Consider the following 17,472-nt stretch of genomic DNA (forward strand, 5'->3'; position numbering starts at 1 on the left):
GACAAGAGACTGTGGACCCATTGCCAACGACATTCTTCCAACGCTTCGGCATCGTTGAATCGAGCCGGTCGTAATCGGAAATCCTCCCGATCGGCCGACCGATGCCCGGCAACAGCGCCGGGTCACGATCCAGGAAGGAAAGTGGCATGATCCAACCAGTGCACCGACTCGCGAGACGATTTCTCGCCGGCACAACCCTCGTCGCCATCGCACTGGCGGCAACCCTCGCCATGACCACCGCTCCGGCAGCCGCACACAGCAAACTCAACCCTCAGCCGAGTTGCGGCGCCGGCGAACTCCCGCACTTCGACGTATTCAGTGGCCAGGTCTCCGTGTTCGTCTACTACAGCAGCGCCAATGGCGGGACCAATTGTGCGTGGGCACAGAAGAACGTCAACCGAACCACGGCAGAACCGCTCGGCATCGCACTCTACCGGTGCGCCACGGGCAACCCGAACGCTGCTTGCAACCCCACGGCGGTCGACACCGATTCCGGCAATTTCCAGTACTACGCCGGCCCGGTACGGGTCACCGGCACGGCCGGGGGTTGCATCCTGATCCAGGTCATCTATCGGAGTTCGAGAGCGGAGATCGGGCCGGTCTATTGCAGCTAGCCAGCGCGCTGGGCGGGTGTGCCGGAGACATTCGCCCAGTCCGGCTGTTGACCTCGCGACCCGTCAGAGGCGCAGTGCCTGATGCCGATAGTCCCTCGACGAAAGACCGTAGGCGTGACGGAAGGCGCGACGGAAGGCGCGACGGAACGCCGCCTGGTCGATGAACCCCCAGCGCGCCGCGACCCGATGGATGGGAGCGGCGCGCTGGGTGGGATCGGCCAGGTCCAGGCGGACCCGTTTCATGCGCTGGTGGCGAATCCACGCCGAGACCGTGAGCTGCTCCTCCTGAAAGAGTCGGTGCAGGTAGCTGGTCTTGAATACGCAGGGCGAGGGTTCGCCGGCGGGACTCCGCCGAAAAACTGCTCTCCGCGTCGAGTACGTTGGCAAACAGCGCCGACACGAGATCGGGCACGGTGGATCTCGGAGAGATGCCGGGGCGCGACTCAGGTCGGTGGGGCCGGCGTACGGTCCGGGTTCAGCGCGGCGATGATCGCCTCGGCGGTGCGACGCCCGATGCCGGGCACCTCGACGATCTCGTCCACTCCGGCGGCGGCGAGCCGCTTGACCGAGCCGAAGTGCCGCAGCAGCGCCTTGCGGCGTACCTCGCCGAGGCCGGGCACGTTGTCCAGGCCGGAGACGATCATCCGTTTCGACCGCCGCTCCCGGTGGAACGCGATGGCGAACCGGTGCGCCTCGTCGCGTACGCGTTGCAGCAGGTAGAGGCCCTCGGAGGTGCGCGGCAGGATGACCGGGAACTCGTCGTCGGGCAGCCATACCTCCTCCAGCCGCTTGGCCAGGCCGCAGAGCGCGATGTCGTCTATGCCCAACTCGGCCAGCGCCGCCGAGGCCGCCGCCACCTGCGGCTGACCACCGTCGACCACCACCAACTGCGGCGGGTACGCGAACCGGCGCGGCCGCCCGGTGGTCGGATCGATGCCGGGGCGGTCCGGGTCGAGGGTGGTCTCCTCGCCCAGCTCACCGGTCTCCGCCCGAGCCTCCAGGTAGCGGGCGAACCGCCGCCGCAGCACCTCGGACATGGCGGACAGGTCGTCGGTGGCGCCGCGGACCACGAACCGGCGATATTCGCTCTTGCGGGGCAGCCCGTCCTCGAAGACGACCATGCTGGCGACGACGTCGGTGCCCTGGATCTGGGAGATGTCGTAACACTCGATCCGCAGCGGTGACGTACGCAGCCCGAGCGCCTCGGTGATCTCGTCCAGGGCCTTGCTGCGGGTGGTCAGATCGCCGGAGCGGCGCAGCTTGTGCCGGGTCAACGCCTCGCCCGCGTTGCGCCCGACCGTCTCCAGCAGCGACCGCTTGTCGCCGCGCTGCGGCACCCGCAGGCTCACCCGGCTCCCCCGCTTGTCCGACAGCCAGTCGGCGAGCGCGTCGGCGTCCGGCGGCAGCGCCGGCACCAGCAGCTCGCGGGGCACGTCGGACTCGCCCTGCTCGCCGCCGTAGACCTGGGTGCAGAAGTGGTGCACCAGGTCACCGGTGGTCAGGTCCTCGACCTTCTCGACCACCCAGCCGCGCTGGCCGCGAACCCGGCCGTCGCGGACGTGGAAGACCTGCACGGCCGCCTCCAGGGGGTCCTCGGCGAACGCGACCACGTCGGCGTCGGTGCCGTCGCCGAGCACCACGGTCTGCTTCTCCATCGCCCGGCGCAGCGCGGCGACGTCGTCGCGCAGCCGCGCGGCCAGCTCGAACTCCAGTTGCTCGCTGGCGTCGAGCATCTCCCGTTCGAGGCGGCGGACCATGCCGTCGGTCTTACCGGCCATGAAGTCGCAGAAGTTGTCCACTATCTGCCGGTGCTCGTCGGCGGAGACCCGGCCCACGCAGGGCGCCGAGCACTTGCCGATGTCGCCGAGCAGGCACGGCCGACCGATCTGGCCGGCCCGCTTGAACACCCCGGCGGAGCAGGTACGCGACGGGAAGACGCGCAACAGCAGGTCGAGCGTCTCGCGGATCGCCCAGGCGTGCGAGTACGGGCCGAAGTAGCGCACCCCCTTGCGCTTGGCGCCGCGCATCACCTGGAGTCTCGGATACTCCTCGTCCAGCGTCACCGCCAGGTACGGGTACGACTTGTCGTCCCGGTAGCGGACGTTGAACCGGGGGTCGTACTGCTTGATCCAGGAGTATTCGAGCTGGAGCGCCTCGACCTCGGTGCCGACGGTGACCCAGTCGACGGAGGCGGCGGTGGTGACCATCTGCTGGGTGCGCTGGTGCAGGTTCCAGGTGTCGCCGAAGTAGGAGTTGAGCCGGCTGCGCAGGCTTTTCGCCTTGCCGACGTAGATCACCCGGCCGGTCGGGTCGCGGAAGCGGTAAACCCCCGGAGCCTCCGGGATCGTGCCCGGGGCGGGACGGTAGGTCGAGGGGTCAGCCACGCCAGCAAGCCTAGTCCGCACCCCTGTCATTCCCGGCCGAGCCCAACCGGGGCCGGAGCGGGACTCGGCCGAGGTCCAGCGGGTGGCCCGGATCCGGGCCCGGCGCGGTGTGCTCCGCGCCGGGCCGGCCGGTGGATCAGGCGAGGGTGATGTTCTCGCCGTCGACCTTGACTTCCTTGGCCGGCAGCGGCCGGGTGGCCGGTCCGGACTTCACCGAACCGTCGGTGATGGAGAACTTGCTGCCGTGGCAGGAGCAGTTGATCGTGCCGCCATCGACGTTGGTCACCGGGCAGTTCTGGTGGGTGCAGATAGCGCCGAACGCCTTGAACTCGCCCTGGCTCGGCTGGGTCACCACCACGTCCTTGGCCGCGAAGATCAGCCCACCGCCGACCGGGACCTCACCGGTCTTGGTCAGCACGTCGGCTCCGGTGTTGGGCTCCGCCGCCTCGCCGCTGGCGGGCGGCGCGGCCGGCCCGGTCGAATCATCGGTGGAGTTGTCGGTGCCGCAGGCGGCGAGTACCACGGTCGCGCCGACGGCACCCGCACCCAACAGCAGGGCGCGGCGGGTCTGCACCTGACCGGTCACGATCTGGTCGTCACTCATGCCTAGCCTTTCCTCTCGACTGTGGCGACCGCGACGGACTGGTGCCGCGGCCACGACAGTAGACACGCAAGATCGCCGGCATTGGTTCAGTTGGGCACGATTCAGACGGCGGACGCGGCCCGCCGCCCGCGAGCCGTCGGCGTACCGGTCTTGGCGGCGGTGGTCTTGCCCGCGGCCGCGCCGGTCTTCGCCGCCGTGGTCTTCGCCGCCGCCGTCTTGGCGGCCGCCGCCTTCGGCTTCGCGGCGGAACCGTTGGCCCGGTCCGCCCGCGCGGTCGCCGCGTCCGAGCCCTTCGCCGCCCCCTTGAGCCCGAGCACCGGACGCAGGAACTGACCGGTGTGACTCGTCGGCACCTCGGCCAACTCCTCCGGGGAGCCGGTGGCGAGCACCAGGCCGCCCCGGTGGCCACCCTCCGGGCCCATGTCGATCAACCAGTCGGCGGTCTTGATCACGTCCAGGTTGTGTTCGATCACGATCACCGTGTTGCCCTTGTCGACCAGGCTCTCCAGTACGCCGAGCAGCTTGCGGATGTCCTCGAAGTGTAGGCCGGTGGTCGGCTCGTCGAGCACGTAAACGGTCCGCCCGGTGGAGCGTTTTTGCAGCTCGGAGGCGAGCTTGACGCGCTGCGCCTCGCCACCGGACAGGGTCGGCGCCGACTGGCCCAGCCGGACGTAACCGAGCCCGACGTCGACCAGCGTCTTCAGGTGCCGGTGGATCGCCGGGATGGCCGAGAAGAAGTCGGCCGCCTCCTCGATCGGCATCTGGAGGATGTCGGCGACGGTACGTCCCTTGTAGTGCACCTCCAGGGTCTCCCGGTTGTACCTGGCCCCCTTGCAGACCTCGCACGGCACGTAGACGTCCGGCAGGAAGTTCATCTCGATCTTGATCGTGCCGTCGCCGCTGCACGCCTCGCAGCGCCCGCCCTTGACGTTGAACGAGAACCGGCCCGGACCGTAGCCGCGCACCTTCGCCTCGGTGGTCTCGGCGAACAGCTTGCGGACGTGGTCCCAGACCCCGGTGTACGTCGCCGGGTTCGACCGGGGCGTACGGCCGATCGGCGACTGGTCCACCCCGACGACCTTGTCCACGTGCTCCAGCCCGGAGACCCGGGTGTGCCGGCCCGGCACCATCCTGGCCCCGTTGATCTGGTTCGCCAGTACCGCGTACAGGATGTCGTTGACCAGGGTCGACTTGCCCGAGCCGCTGACCCCGGTGACGGCGGTGAGCTGACCGAGCGGGAACGGCACGGTCAGGTTGCGCAGGTTGTGCTCACGGGCGCCGTGTACGACCAGTTCCCGATCGGGTGTCTGCGGCCGGCGCTGCTTCGGGGTGGGGATCTTCCGCCGACCGGAGAGGTAGGCGCCGGTGATCGACTCGGGGTTGTCGAACAGGTCCTGCACGGACCCGCTGTGCACGATCCGGCCGCCGTGCTCGCCCGCGCCCGGCCCGATGTCGACGATCCAGTCGGCGACCCGGATGGTGTCCTCGTCGTGCTCGACCACGATCAGCGTGTTGCCCAGGTTCTTCAGCCGGACCAGGGTCTCGATCAGCCGGTGGTTGTCCCGCTGGTGCAGGCCGATCGACGGCTCGTCCAGCACGTACAGCACGCCGACCAGGCCGGAGCCGATCTGGGTGGCCAGCCGGATGCGCTGCGCCTCGCCGCCGGAGAGGGTGCCGGCCGGGCGGTCCAGGGAGAGGTAGTCCAGCCCGACGTCGACCAGGAAGCGCAGCCGGGCGTTGATCTCCTTGAGCACCCGCTCGGCGATCATCTTCTGCCGGTCGGTCAACGTCAGTACGGCCAGCAGGTCGGCGCACTCGCCCACCGACAGGGCGCAGATCTCGGCGATGCTCCGGCCGCCCAGGGTGACCGCGAGCACCTCCGGCTTCAGCCGGGCGCCACCGCAGGCGGCACAGGGCACGTCGCGCATGTAGCCCTCGTACTTGTCCCGGGACCAGTCCGACTCGGTGTCGGTGTGCCGACGCTCGATCCACTGCACCACACCCTCGAAGCCGGTGTAGTAGGAGCGCTCGCGGCCGTACTTGTTGCGGTAACGCACGTGCACCTGGTCACCGGTGCCGTGCAGGATCGTCTTCTGCGCCCGCGAGGGCAGCTTGCGCCACGGGGTGTCGAGGTCGAAGTGCTCCGACTCGCCCAGCGCCTCCAGCAGGTGCAGGAAGTATTCGAGCGTCTGGCCGGAGGCCCAGGGCTGGATCGCGCCCTGGCGCAGGGTCCGCTCCGGATCCGGCACCAGCAGCTCCGGGTCGACCTCCTTCTTCGTGCCCAGACCGGTGCACTCGGGGCAGGCGCCGTACGGGGCGTTGAAGGAGAAGACCCGAGGTTCCAGGTCCTCGATCGCGAGCGGGTGGTCGTTGGGGCAGGCCAGGTGCTCGGAGTAGCGCCGCTCCCGGTCCGGGTCGTCCTCGGCCAGGTCGACGAAGTCGAGCAGGACCAGCCCGCCGGAGAGCCCCAGCGCGGACTCCACCGAGTCGGTCAGCCGCTGCTTGGCCGAGCCCTTGACGGCGAGCCGGTCGACCACCACCTCGATGGTGTGCTTCTCCTGCTTCTTCAGCTTGGTCGCCGGTGCCTCGCCGATGAACTCGGTGAGCGGGTAGACGGTGCCGTCGACCCGGGCTCGCGCGTACCCCTTGCCCTGGAGTTCGGCGAAGAGGTCGAGATACTCGCCCTTTCGGCCGCGGATCACCGGGGCGAGCACCATGAACTTGGTGCCCTCCTTCATGGCGAGCACCCGGTCGACGATCTGCTGCGGGCTCTGCTTGGAGATCCGTTCGCCGCAGACCGGGCAGTGCGGTTCGCCGACGCGGGCGTAGAGCAGGCGCAGGTAGTCGTAGACCTCGGTGATCGTGCCCACGGTCGACCGGGGGTTGCGCGAGGTGGACTTCTGGTCGATCGACACCGCCGGGCTGAGCCCCTCGATGAAGTCGACGTCCGGTTTATCCATCTGGCCGAGGAACTGCCGGGCGTACGACGACAGCGACTCCACGTAGCGCCGCTGGCCCTCGGCGAAGATCGTGTCGAAGGCCAGGCTCGACTTGCCCGAGCCGGAGAGCCCGGTAAAGACGATCATTGCGTCCCGCGGCAGGTCGAGACTGACGTCACGCAGGTTGTGCTCGCGCGCGCCGCGGATGATCATGCGGTCGGCCACTGTCCGTGTACTCCCGGGAGAAGAAAGCGAGAACCCGTCCGTTCGGGACAGGTTACTGCGACTAAAAAGTTCTGTTATGTCGAGCTTCTGTGGTTCTGCCCAGCTTCGGCAGCAACACACCGTTTCGGCGATCTTGCCGCCGAGGTTCGCTGGCCGTGCAGACGCCAAGAATGCGCCTCGGCAACTTTAGCCCCGGGGTACGACACTTTCTCCCGGCCGCCCATCCGCCCTGCTCAACGGGGTGGGCTGCCCGGGTCCGGCCCGGCACCGACCGGGCCGGGCCGAGCCCTCAGCCTACGGCCGGATCCGCCGATCCGTCCGGCCGCGCCGCCGCCCGCCGCGCGCCTCGGCCGCCAGCCGGGCGTCCCGGCGCCGGGTCTCGAACGCCACCTCGCGTTGCAGCTTGCACCAGCTCTCCCAGCGGCGCGGGCTGAGCCCGCCGTCCTCCAGCGCGGCCCGGACCGCGCAGCCGGGCTCGACCCGGTGCGCGCAGTCGTCGAACCGGCAGGCAGCGGCCAGCTCCGCCACGTCGACGAAGGCGTGGTCCAGGCCACCGGCCGCGTCGAGCAGCCCCACCGCGCGGATCCCCGGCGTGTCCAGCACCGCTCCCCCGCCGGGAATCGGGATCAACGCCCGGTACGTGGTGGTGTGCCGGCCCTTGCCGTCCACCCCCCGGATCCCCTGGGTGACCATCACGGGCGCCCCCGCCAGCGCGTTGACCAGCGTCGACTTGCCCGCACCGGACGGGCCGAGCAGCGCCAGCGTAAGGCCGGCGGCGACCCGTGGCCGCAGCTGCGCCAGCCCGGCGCCGGTCTGCGCGCTCACCGCCAGCACCGGTACGCCGGGCGCCACCTCGGCCACCTGGGCGGCCACCGCCGCCGGATCGGGCACCAGGTCACACTTGGTCAGCACCACCAGCGGCTCGGCGCCGGACGCCCAGGCCAGGGCGAGCATCCGTTCGATCCGCGCCATGTCCGGCGTCGGGTGCATCGGCTCGACCACCGCGGCGGCGTCGAGGTTGGCGGCCAGCACCTGACCGGTGGCGGCCTTGCCGGCGGTCCGGCGCACGATCGCCGTACGCCGGGGCAGCACCACCTCGGCGGTGACCCGGTCATCCGGCCAGACCCGAACCAGCACCCAGTCACCGGCACACGGCAGGCGGGCCGGATCGGCGGCGGCACCGGCCAGGATCGCCCCGGCCAGACTGGCCCGGTACGTCCCGTCGGCGCAGAGTACGACGCACACCCCGCGATCCACCCGGACCACCCGGCCCGGACGCAGGTCGTGCCTGGAATACGCGCTGCCCAGCGCGGCGTCCCAGCCCAGGGACGCGAGATCGAACCTCATGTCAGCCCTCGTCAGAAGTGGTGAACAGGGATGCGGGAGACGCGCACGACGACCGGCATGGTCCCCACCTCCCCTCCGACTCCCGGGTGACGCGTTCACCTCGAACGGTAAGGGCTGCCGACGATCCACCGAAAGCCATTTCCGGGTACGGCCCGCCGATGACCACCGGCGGGGCCGGGACGGCTAGGGTCGGAATGTGACCGTTGACCCCCTGGTTCTGATCGCCGAGGTGGACCGCGCCACGGAGCGGCTGCTCCGTACCGCCGGCACGCTCGACCAAACCACCCTGGCCGAACCGTCGCGACTGCCCGGCTGGAGCCGCGGGCATGTGTTGACCCACCTCGCCCGCAGCGCCGACGCGCTGGTGAACCTGCTCACCGGTGCCCGGACCGGCCGCAACATCCCGCCGTACGCCAGCGTGCAGGCCCGCAACGCCGACATCGACGCGGGCGCCGGCCGCCCGATCGCGGAGCAGCTGGACGACCTGCGCGCCGGCGCCAAGCGGTTCGCCGAGGCGGTTGCCGCGATGCCCGTGGACGCCTGGGCGGCGGTGGTGCGGTCGCACCGCGGTGACCGGGTGGCGGCGGTGCTGGTCTGGACCCGGCTGCGTGAGCTTGAGGTGCACCACGTCGACCTCGCCGTCGGCTACGAGCCGGTCGACTGGCCCGAGGGCTTCGCCCAGCGGCTGCTCAACGAGGCGGCCGGCGACCTGGCCGGCCGCGACGACGTACCGCCGCTGGTGCTGGAGCCGACCGACGCCGGCCGCACCCTGACCGTCGGCCCGGCCGATGCCGGACCCACCGTCGCCGGCCCGGCGCACCTGCTCGCCGGCTGGCTGATCGGCCGGTCCACCGGTGCCGGGCTCACCGTCACCCCGAGCGGCCCCTTGCCCACCCCACCGGACTGGATGTAGAGGTACGAGATGAGTTACCGCGGAGATGTCTCGCCCGGGGGCGCGCCCGACGTACGCGACCTGGACGATCTCACCATCACCAAGGTGTCGGTCGGGCCGATGGAGAACAACGCCTACCTGGTCCGCTGCCGCTCCACCGGCGACCAGGTGCTGATCGACGCGGCCAACGAGGCGCCCCGGCTGCTGGAGCTGGCCGGCGAGACCGGGCTCAGCCACGTGATCACCACGCACCGGCACATGGACCACTGGGTGGCGTTGGAGGAGGTGGTGGCGGCCACCGGCGCGATCAGCCTGGCCCACACCGCCGACGCCGAGGGCCTGCCGATCGACTCGGAGACGCTGGTCGACGGCGACACCGTACGGGTCGGTGGCTGCGCGCTGGAGGTGATCCACCTGGTCGGACACACGCCGGGCTCGATCGCGCTGCTCTACAGCGATCCGGCCGGCGTCCCGCACCTGTTCACCGGCGACAGTTTGTTTCCCGGTGGACCAGGCAAAACGACCGATCCGGCACATTTCGACAGCATCATGAACGACCTGGAGAGCAAGGTCTTCGACCGGCTGCCGGACGAAACCTGGTTCTACCCCGGTCACGGCCGCGACTCGACCCTCGGCGCGGAGCGCCCGTCGCTCGGGGAGTGGCGGGCCCGCGGCTGGTAGTCCGGCCACCCGTACCGGGCACTCGGTCGGCCGTCCGACTCGGCGGCCGTCCGACCGACACCCCGGGCGGGACGTCGGTCAGAGTTCGAAGAGGTCCTTCAACGCCTCGCCGATCCGGGACATGCTCGCCCCGGTGGCCATGCCGACCCGCTCGACACCGGCGACGGCCGGCACCCGGCGCATCCGGTTGACCACCACCACCCCGGTCATCGGGTCGGGCTCGGCCAGCGGTACGACAAACGGCGGCAGTTCCGCAGAGCCGCGCTGGCGGACGATCGGCGCGCAGTACGGCGACGCGCTCGGCCGATCGTTGTGCGCGTCACCGGAGAGCACGATCACCCGGTAGCGCACCTGACTGGGATCACCCACGGTCCAGATCTCACCGCGGTTCACGCCGCCTCGGCCAGGTCATTCCAACCCGCTTCGAGGTTGTCGGCGAGCCGGTCGAACCCGTCGAGCTCATCGCGTACGTCCGGGTTGGCGGCCAGCCACTCGTCCTGCCGGCGGGCGGCGTCGCGCATCGCCTCCCGACGAGCGGCCCGGTCGATCCAGGCGGACAGCGACATGCCCTCCTGGCCGGCGGCGGCGCGGGCGCGGGCGAGTGTGTCGGGGTTCAGACTCAGCGTGACCTTGTCTGCCATACGGAGCACCATACTCGTGGTGGTATGCCCGGCGGTACATTCCGCCGGACGACCGCACCTTCGCGCGTGTCAGCGCTCCGGCCCCGACAGCGCCGACCGGCGCAGGTAACCGGCCACGGCCGGCGGCACCAGGTGCTCCCAGCCCACCATCGGTGTCCGAATTTGGGCAGCCCGGCCGACCAGGGGCTAACCTCGCCGGGTGAATTGGCTGGACATCATCGGTTGGCTCGGCTCCGCAGTGCTGGTCTGGTCCCTGTTGCAGACCCGGGTACTGCGGCTGCGCGCACTGAACCTGGTCGGCTCCCTGGTGCTGATCGGCTACAACGCCGCCCTACAGGTCTGGCCGGGGGTCGGGCTGAACGTGGTGATCGCGGTGATCAACATCTGGTACCTGCGCCGGATGCTCGCCACCCGGCACGACGAGCGGACCTACGAGGTGGTCGAGGTCGGCACCGGCGACGGCTTCCTGGCCCACACGCTGCGCGTACACGGCGCCGACATCGCCCGGTTCAACCCGGGCTTCGAGTGGCACGGCACCGAGCCGGACCGGACGGCCTTCCTGGTCGTACGCGCCGACGAGGTGGTCGGCGTGGTCCTGGTCGACGGACGGGAGAGCGGCGTGGCCCGAATCGAGCTGGACTACGTGACCCAGCGGTTCCGGGACTTCACCCCCGGCGAGTTCGTCTACCGACGCAGCCGGCTGTTCACCGACCGGGGCTTCCGCCGGGTGGTCAGCCCGCCCGCGATGGTGGCGCCGTACTACGACCGGCTCGGCTTCCGGCGCGACGGCGACTCGTGGGTCCTCGACCTGCCACCGGTCAACTCAGCAGCTGGAGCACGTCCATCCGACTGATCTCCGCGTCCTCGACCGAGTCGCTGGCCGAACCGTGGTAGCTGGCCAGCACCCGGAACCGGTCCGCCGGTAGGTAGACCCGACCGGGATCGCCGACCAGCACCCTGGCCCCCCGCGCGGCGGCCCGCTCCAGGAACGGCAGCATCCGGTCGGCCAGGGCCCGGCGGTAGAAGACGTCACCGGCCAGGACCAGGTCCGCCGCGAAGCCGTCGCCGTCGAGCAGATCGCCGTCGGCCTGGTCCACCTCGACCTCGTTCGCCCGCGCGTTCATCCCGATCACAGCCAGCGCGTACGGGTCGATGTCGTTGGCGATCACCGTCGCCGCCCCGGCCAGCCCGGCGGCGATCGCGGCGAGCCCGGACCCGGCCGCCAGGTCGAGTACGCGCAGACCGGTGACCGCCTCGGGATGGTCCAGCACGTACCGGGCCAGGGCCTGCCCACCCGGCCACGCCGACGCCCAGTACGGCGGCGCCAGCACCGCCCCGGCCTCGGCCTCCATCCTGGCCCACCAGACGATGGCGTCCTCGGCCAGGTGCAGGCGTACCTCGGGCACGAACGGAACCTCGACCAGCCGGAGCCGGTCCAGGCCATCGGCACCGGTCGCGGAGATCTTGGTTTCGAGATCGGCTAGCGGTCCCGCCGTCCGTCTCGTCACCGGTCCAGCATGCCCCAGACGGGGCCCTCGGGCGCCGGATTTCGGCCGGGTGTCGCCTAGCCGCGACTTCGCGCCGCATCAACCGGGTCGGAACGCTAGTGTCGGTGAGGTGTGGGACGACCACCGTCGCACACCCGTTAAGGAGATTTGGATGGCAACCGGCACCGTGAAGTGGTTCAACTCAGAAAAGGGCTTCGGCTTCATCGAGCAGGACGGCGGAGGACCGGACGTCTTCGTCCACTACTCCGCCATCGACAGCCAGGGCTACCGGGAGCTCAACGAGGGTCAGCAGGTCGAGTTCGAGGTGACCCAGGGGCAGAAGGGTCCGCAGGCGGCGAATGTCCGGCCGCGCTGAGCCAACGGCGGCGGGCACCGTACAGCACCACCCAGCCGACGGTCAGGCCGATTCCGACCGTCGCGATCATCGTGAACGACTCTCCGGGCAACAGTCCACCGAGTGAGTTCGCCGCTGTGCCCAGCAGCACGTACAGCCCGGCCCAGAGCGCGGCACCGAGTGCCGCACAGGAGACGAAGCGGCGGTAGGACATTCGTAGACCGCCGGCGGCCAGTGGCAGCAACGCGTTGAACACCGGCAGGAACGGGGCCACCATCACCATCCGGCCGCCACCGCGGTGCAGGATGCCCTCGGCGGCGGCCCACCTCGCCTCGCCGATCCAGGCTCCGATCCGGCCGTGCCGGATCCGGTCGCCGAACAGCCGGCCGGCGAGGAAGCTCAACGACCAGCCGACCACGCAGCCGGCAATCACGCTGAGGTAGGCACCGGCGGGTCCGCCCGGTCGGCCGGTGCCCACCACGGCGAGCACCGCGATGTCGCCGGGCACCAGCACGCCCACCAGCGGGATCGTGTCCAGCAACATGATCACGCCGAGCCCCGCCAGGTACAGCGCGGCCGGCAGCTCACCGAGCTGCGTCAACCAGTCCGCCATGCCCACACCCCCGCTGTGCCATGACCCCACCGTAGGCGGATCGGCCAACAAAAACCTCCGGGACAGACCCCTCGATCACCACCGGAAACCCCTGAATCCACTCAGGGGAGTCCCCGATTTCCCGATCACACCCGAAACTGTCTCGGCATCGATTGCCGTCCCCGCCCCGACCGGCTACGGTCAGCGGCCGTGGACGCTGACTTCCTCATCATCGGCGGTGGGATAGCCGGCGCCAGCGCGGGCTACCATCTGGCCGCGTACGGGCGGGTGGTCCTGCTGGAGATGGAGCAGGTCACCGGCTACCACGCGACCGGGCGTTCGGCCGCGTTGTTCTCCGAGTACTACGGCGGTCCGGTGGTGCGGGCGTTGGCCTCGGCCAGCCGGTCCTTCCTGGATGGTCCGCCGCCGGGCTTCTGCGCTGCCCCGCTGCTCACCCCGCGCGGGATGCTGGCGCTCTGCCCGGCCGGTGGGGACGCCAGCTTCGACGCGGCACTGGCCGACGAACTCGCCGCGCCGACCCCGGCCCGCGAGATCGACCCGGCCGAGGTGCGGTCGTACTGTCCGATCATCCGGCCCGGCCGCTACCACCGGGCGATGGTCCGCCCGGCCACGCAGGACATCGACGTGGACGCGCTGCACCAGGGCTTCCTGCGGGGCATCCGGGCGGGCGGCGGGCGGGTGGTGCGGTCGGCCCGGGTCCGGGAGCTGGGCCCGGTGGTCGGCGGCTGGCGGGCGGAGACGGACGCCGGGCCTTTCACCGGTGGGCAGGTGGTCAACGCCGCCGGTGCCTGGGCCGACCAGGTGGCCGAGCTGGCCGGGGTACGCCCGGTCGGCCTGACCCCGCTGCGGCGGACCGCGTTCCTGGTGGACCTGCCGGACGGGGTCAGCGCGCACCGGTGGCCGATGGTGTCGGACGTGGCGGAGACGTTCTACTTCAAGCCGGAGTCGGGCCGGCTGCTGATCTCGCCGGCCGACGCCACCCCGACCCCGGCGGGTGACGTCCGCCCCGACGACCTCGACGTCGCGGTCGGCGCGGCCAGGGTGGAGGAGGCCACCACCCTGACCATCCGGCGGGTGCACCGCGCCTGGGCCGGGCTGCGCACGGCGGCCGCCGACGACGTGCCGGTGGTCGGCCGGTCCGCGGACGCGGAGGGTTTTCTCTGGCTGGCCGGCCTGAGCGGGTACGGCATGCAGATCGCCCCGAGCGTCGGCCGCCTGCTCGCGGCCCTGGCCACCGGGGCCACCCCGCCCGACCCGGGCATCGACCCGGCCCTCGTCGCACCCGACCGCCTGCACTGACCCGACCGCCGGGGTCGAACCGTTCGTCGTGTCCACCCGACCCGACCGCCGGGGTCGAACCGTTCGTCGTGTCCACCCGACCCGGCCACCGGGGTCGAACCGTTCGTCGTGTCCACCCGACCCGGCCACCGCGGGTTGAGCCGTCGGCGCGTTCCGCCTGACCCGACCGCTGCCACCGACCCGGCCGCCGAGGGTCGCGTTGTCGGCGTATTCGCCGTGAGCAGAAGCGGTGTCGGCCGGCGCCGGGCCCGCCTAGCGTGGGCGCATGGAGAGGACTGCGTTGGTCATCGGAGCGACCGGCCAGGTCGGCCGGGCGACCGTACGAGCGTTGGTGCGGGACGGGTGGCAGGTGCGGGCCGGGTCCCGGGGCGGCCGCGGCGGGCCACTGTGGCCGCTCGACTGGCACGTGCACCCGGTCCCGCTCGACCGGGAGAACGACGACGAGTTGGCCGAGGCGGTCGGCGACGGTTGTGACCTGGTGGTCGACACGGTCGCGTACGGTGCCCGGCACGCCCGGCAACTGATCGGGCTGTCCGACCGGATCGGCTCGGCGGTGGTGGTCTCCAGCGCCGCGGTCTACCTCGACGACCGGGGGCTGGGGTTCGGTGCCGACGGGGTGACCTTCCCCGTGCCGATCGCCGAGACCCAGCCGACCGTCGTCGCGGAGACCGGCGACTACGCGGCCGAGAAGGCCGCGCTGGAGCGGGAACTGCTCGCCGCCGGGGCGATCCTGCCCACCACCCTGCTGCGCGCCGGGGCCATCCACGGCCCGCACAGCGTGCACCCGCGCGAGTGGCACTTCGTCAAGCGGGCGCTGGACCGTCGGCCAGCCAGGGTGCTCGCGTACGGCGGGGAGAGCCGGTTCCACCCGGTCTCGACCGCCAACCTGGCCGAGCTGGTCCGGCTGGCCGCGGCCGAGCCGGGGGCCAGGGTGCTCAACGCCGCCGATCCGGAGGCGCCGACCGTACGGGAGATCGGCGCCGCCATCCACTCCGTGCTCGACCACTCGGCCGACGAGGTGCTGATCGACGGGCCCTCGCCGGCACCGCCGGTGGGCGAGACGCCCTGGTCGACGGCGAACCCGGTGGTGCTGGACATGAGCGTGGCCCAGCGGCAGCTCGGCTACCGCCCGGTCACCGACTACCTCGGGTCGCTGCCGGAGACGGTGAGCTGGCTGGTGGACGCCGCCCGGGAGCGGGACTGGCGCACGGTGTTCACCGACCTGCTGGAGTACCGGACCGACTACTTCGACTACGCCGCCGAGGACGCCTGGCTGGCCCGGCACCGCTGAGCTGGCCCGGCACCGCTGGCCGGCGGGCTCGTACGCTACCCGCCGGTCACGGTTCAGTTCTGTAGGTAGCCCTGCGAGACGCGGGCCTCGGCGAGCAGCCGGGAGAAGGCGTCCGCGTCCGACTCCACCAGCAGCGGCACGGTCGCGCCGCCGCCCAGGGAGCGCAGGTAGTTGAACTCGACCGGGCCGATGTGCCGGACCTTGCCGCTGTCGTGCACGAGGAAGATCGGGCTGGGGTTCTGCGTGGTGCTCTGGATGAGATACATGAGACGTACCTTTCTGGTCGTCGATCTCCTAGGGTTCGATGATCCATCTGGGGCGACGCCGTTCCGGTACCGGAACCGGCGCCGGCTCGGAGCCGGAGCCGGAGCCGGAGCCGCACAGTTCCTGCGCCCGCGAGACGATCTCCGGCTTCTGGGCGATGATGGCGTGGCCGGGGCACTGCGGATGCCCCCAGTTGACGCCGCTCTCCGCCCCCATGCTGTGGTGGCCGAGGCCCCGGCCGGACGGACTGGTAGCGATCTGTAGTGGGATGTCGTAGATCTGGTGGGCGCGTACCAGAAGGCGGGCATTCGCCTCGATCTGCTGCGCGGTGAGTCCGCCCGGGACGAAGCCCTCGTTCTCGACACTGAGCCAGGTGGGGTTCCCGGACCGTTGGGCCCAGGACCGGATGTCGGTGTCCACCATCTGTGCGATCCGTCCGTCCTTCGCGATCACGAAGTGTGACGAGACCCGGGCGGTGGGATTCTTCTGCCAGGCGATGGTGCCGTCGAAGTAGCCCTCGGCGATGTGCAGCACGATGCCGCGGTGTTCGACCATCCGGTCGCTGGCCTCATTGGGGTTCCTGTCACCGTCACCGGAGTTGACGGTCGGGCCACGCCAGGTGGCGAGATCGGTCCAGAGTGCCATTGCATTTCTCCTATCGGCGCGTCTTACCCGAAATGGATTGACAGTGCCGATCGTCCAACCTGTCCGACTTGAGAGTATCGTCGCCTACACGCCACTGACCAGGGGAAACGTGTGTCAGTTTCCGTCAGGCGCACGTCGGATCGACCGCCGACACACTGCCGGCAGTCGATCTACCAACGGCTCGATCACCAAAGACGGTGGACCACGGAGAAGCCGTACGACTCAGAAACCGAGGCACTCACACTCGGTCATCAACGTACGCACGTTGTCGGTGTACCTGATGTTCGAGACCCTCAGGTCGTACGTCCCGTCGGGCCGTTCCACCAACACCGTCCCCGGCCCCATGTTGTACGCCGAGATCACCGCGTTGAGCATGCACGGATCGACATGATCGACACAGTCCGTAACCTTCACGTCGTAACCCAACCCGCTCAGGTCACCCAAGTACTTGATCAACCAGGCCAGGTAGTTGGCCCCGAGTTTCGCGTTGTCCCGGTACTCGCGGATGTCGTACGACTGGCCGAACCGGTTGTTGACCTGCTCCGCCGTACCCGGCATCACCTGCATCAGCCCGACGCCGCCGTCGCACGCCTCGATGTTGGACTGCCACCCGCTCTCCTGCCAGGCGACCGCCTTGACCAGGTTCAGCGGCACCCTGATCTCCGGTGCCGAACCGGGCCAGTAGGTCACGTTCGCGGCGGCGGTCAACGCCGCCTTGGCCTCGGCCCGGCTCGCCTGCTCACCCACGTACTTCGGACCGGTACAGCCCGGCGGAGCGGGTCGGACCGCCGGTGGCGGCGGGATGTCCTTCTTCGGCACCTGCTTCGGCGGTGCCTTCGGCTTCGTCGGCTTGGGCTTGGCGCCGGTCCTGCTCGGGGTCGGGGACGCCGAGCCCGTCGGGCCGGTGCCCAGACCCTCGGCGAGCGGCGCGGTCGGCGGGACGCTCGGCGTACCGCCGGCCGACGGGTCGGTGGTCGCCCCGACCGGCGCCGCCACCGGATCGGCCACCGGCCGATCACCACCACACCCGGCCATCAACAGCGCGAGCGTCAACACCCCCGCGACCATCCCGATCCGGCGCGTCCGTGCAGTCATCGCAGCCCTCCCCCGTCGAGTCCGCTCCGGCCGGCACCACCGCCCGGCGATGCGTCAGCCGAGCCGGACCCTAACAAGCACCAACGGTCGCCCGGT

The 17,472-nt window shown here is 70.7% G+C and carries 19 protein-coding genes; 7 read left to right on the forward strand and 12 right to left on the reverse strand.

Annotated elements, in window-relative coordinates; genetic code table 11:
* Positions 1 to 146: 146 nt before the first annotated feature.
* The gene (locus OG792_RS23140) at positions 147 to 614 is read left to right on the forward strand and encodes a hypothetical protein (RefSeq protein WP_329102179.1); all 468 of its coding nucleotides are present in this window, start codon (positions 147 to 149) and stop codon (positions 612 to 614) included.
* Between the two features lie 63 nt (positions 615 to 677).
* Here OG792_RS23140 and OG792_RS34790 read toward each other — a convergent pair whose 3' ends face one another.
* The 5 genes from OG792_RS34790 to rsgA form a co-directional block, all read right to left on the reverse strand.
* The gene (locus tag OG792_RS34790) at positions 678 to 1,001 is read right to left on the reverse strand and encodes a helix-turn-helix domain-containing protein (RefSeq protein ID WP_442932294.1); all 324 of its coding nucleotides are present in this window, start codon (positions 999 to 1,001) and stop codon (positions 678 to 680) included.
* A gap of 56 nt (positions 1,002 to 1,057) precedes the next feature.
* Positions 1,058 to 2,998, reverse strand: a complete 1,941-nt coding sequence (uvrC, locus tag OG792_RS23145; protein ID WP_329102181.1) for an excinuclease ABC subunit UvrC — start codon at positions 2,996 to 2,998, stop codon at positions 1,058 to 1,060.
* Between the two features lie 136 nt (positions 2,999 to 3,134).
* Complete coding sequence (locus OG792_RS23150; RefSeq protein WP_329102184.1) at positions 3,135 to 3,602, reverse strand: Rieske (2Fe-2S) protein; 468 nt, start codon at positions 3,600 to 3,602, stop codon at positions 3,135 to 3,137.
* Between the two features lie 101 nt (positions 3,603 to 3,703).
* Complete coding sequence (gene uvrA, locus OG792_RS23155; protein ID WP_329102186.1) at positions 3,704 to 6,766, reverse strand: excinuclease ABC subunit UvrA; 3,063 nt, start codon at positions 6,764 to 6,766, stop codon at positions 3,704 to 3,706.
* Between the two features lie 294 nt (positions 6,767 to 7,060).
* Positions 7,061 to 8,113, reverse strand: a complete 1,053-nt coding sequence (gene rsgA, locus OG792_RS23160; RefSeq protein WP_329102189.1) for a ribosome small subunit-dependent GTPase A — start codon at positions 8,111 to 8,113, stop codon at positions 7,061 to 7,063.
* Between the two features lie 196 nt (positions 8,114 to 8,309).
* Between rsgA and OG792_RS23165 the strand changes: the two genes are divergently transcribed.
* Both OG792_RS23165 and OG792_RS23170 read left to right on the forward strand, forming a co-directional pair.
* Positions 8,310 to 9,026, forward strand: coding sequence for a maleylpyruvate isomerase family mycothiol-dependent enzyme (locus tag OG792_RS23165; protein WP_329102190.1), 717 nt, complete (start codon positions 8,310 to 8,312; stop codon positions 9,024 to 9,026).
* A gap of 9 nt (positions 9,027 to 9,035) precedes the next feature.
* A complete protein-coding gene (locus OG792_RS23170) occupies positions 9,036 to 9,686 on the forward strand; it encodes an MBL fold metallo-hydrolase (protein ID WP_329102192.1) in 651 nt (216 codons plus the stop codon).
* 78 nt (positions 9,687 to 9,764) lie between these two features.
* Here OG792_RS23170 and OG792_RS23175 read toward each other — a convergent pair whose 3' ends face one another.
* Together OG792_RS23175 and OG792_RS23180 are read right to left on the reverse strand one after the other, a co-directional pair.
* Entirely contained in the window at positions 9,765 to 10,079 is a 315-nt protein-coding gene (locus OG792_RS23175) for a type II toxin-antitoxin system PemK/MazF family toxin (protein ID WP_329102194.1), read from the reverse strand.
* Positions 10,076 to 10,327, reverse strand: a complete 252-nt coding sequence (locus OG792_RS23180) for a hypothetical protein (protein ID WP_329102196.1) — start codon at positions 10,325 to 10,327, stop codon at positions 10,076 to 10,078. The genes OG792_RS23175 and OG792_RS23180 overlap by 4 nt, the downstream gene beginning before the upstream one ends.
* Positions 10,328 to 10,526: 199 nt before the next feature.
* Here OG792_RS23180 and OG792_RS23185 point away from each other — a divergent pair, with 199 nt between their 5' ends.
* Positions 10,527 to 11,180, forward strand: coding sequence for a YgjV family protein (locus tag OG792_RS23185; RefSeq protein ID WP_329102198.1), 654 nt, complete (start codon positions 10,527 to 10,529; stop codon positions 11,178 to 11,180).
* On the opposite strand, the gene OG792_RS23190 is transcribed toward OG792_RS23185, so the two are convergent.
* Entirely contained in the window at positions 11,146 to 11,835 is a 690-nt protein-coding gene (locus OG792_RS23190; protein ID WP_329102200.1) for a class I SAM-dependent methyltransferase, read from the reverse strand. The genes OG792_RS23185 and OG792_RS23190 overlap by 35 nt on opposite strands.
* 151 nt (positions 11,836 to 11,986) lie before the next feature.
* Here OG792_RS23190 and OG792_RS23195 point away from each other — a divergent pair, with 151 nt between their 5' ends.
* Positions 11,987 to 12,190 carry a cold-shock protein gene (locus OG792_RS23195; protein ID WP_121155518.1) on the forward strand — a complete coding sequence of 68 codons (204 nt, stop codon included), beginning with the start codon at positions 11,987 to 11,989 and terminating at the stop codon, positions 12,188 to 12,190.
* Here the strand turns inward: OG792_RS23195 and OG792_RS23200 are convergent.
* A complete protein-coding gene (locus tag OG792_RS23200) occupies positions 12,111 to 12,782 on the reverse strand; it encodes a DedA family protein (protein ID WP_329102202.1) in 672 nt (223 codons plus the stop codon). The genes OG792_RS23195 and OG792_RS23200 overlap by 80 nt on opposite strands.
* 189 nt (positions 12,783 to 12,971) lie before the next feature.
* Between OG792_RS23200 and OG792_RS23205 the strand changes: the two genes are divergently transcribed.
* Both OG792_RS23205 and OG792_RS23210 read left to right on the forward strand, forming a co-directional pair.
* A complete protein-coding gene (locus OG792_RS23205; RefSeq protein WP_329102203.1) occupies positions 12,972 to 14,081 on the forward strand; it encodes an NAD(P)/FAD-dependent oxidoreductase in 1,110 nt (369 codons plus the stop codon).
* Positions 14,082 to 14,346: 265 nt separating this feature from the next.
* Positions 14,347 to 15,372 (forward strand): NAD-dependent epimerase/dehydratase family protein, encoded by a 1,026-nt coding sequence (locus OG792_RS23210; protein WP_329102205.1) that lies wholly within the window; start codon positions 14,347 to 14,349, stop codon positions 15,370 to 15,372.
* 53 nt (positions 15,373 to 15,425) lie between these two features.
* On the opposite strand, the gene OG792_RS23215 is transcribed toward OG792_RS23210, so the two are convergent.
* The 3 genes from OG792_RS23215 to OG792_RS23225 all read right to left on the reverse strand — a co-directional run bounded on the left by OG792_RS23215 (position 15,426) and on the right by OG792_RS23225 (position 17,376).
* Positions 15,426 to 15,638 (reverse strand): hypothetical protein, encoded by a 213-nt coding sequence (locus OG792_RS23215; RefSeq protein ID WP_329102207.1) that lies wholly within the window; start codon positions 15,636 to 15,638, stop codon positions 15,426 to 15,428.
* Positions 15,639 to 15,666: 28 nt separating this feature from the next.
* Complete coding sequence (locus tag OG792_RS23220; protein ID WP_329102209.1) at positions 15,667 to 16,281, reverse strand: N-acetylmuramoyl-L-alanine amidase; 615 nt, start codon at positions 16,279 to 16,281, stop codon at positions 15,667 to 15,669.
* Positions 16,282 to 16,503: 222 nt separating this feature from the next.
* Positions 16,504 to 17,376, reverse strand: a complete 873-nt coding sequence (locus OG792_RS23225; protein ID WP_329102211.1) for a lytic transglycosylase domain-containing protein — start codon at positions 17,374 to 17,376, stop codon at positions 16,504 to 16,506.
* Positions 17,377 to 17,472 lie beyond the last annotated feature (96 nt).

Origin of the sequence: Micromonospora sp. NBC_01699 (assembly GCF_036250065.1) — a bacterium.
Lineage (GTDB): Bacteria > Actinomycetota > Actinomycetes > Mycobacteriales > Micromonosporaceae > Micromonospora_G.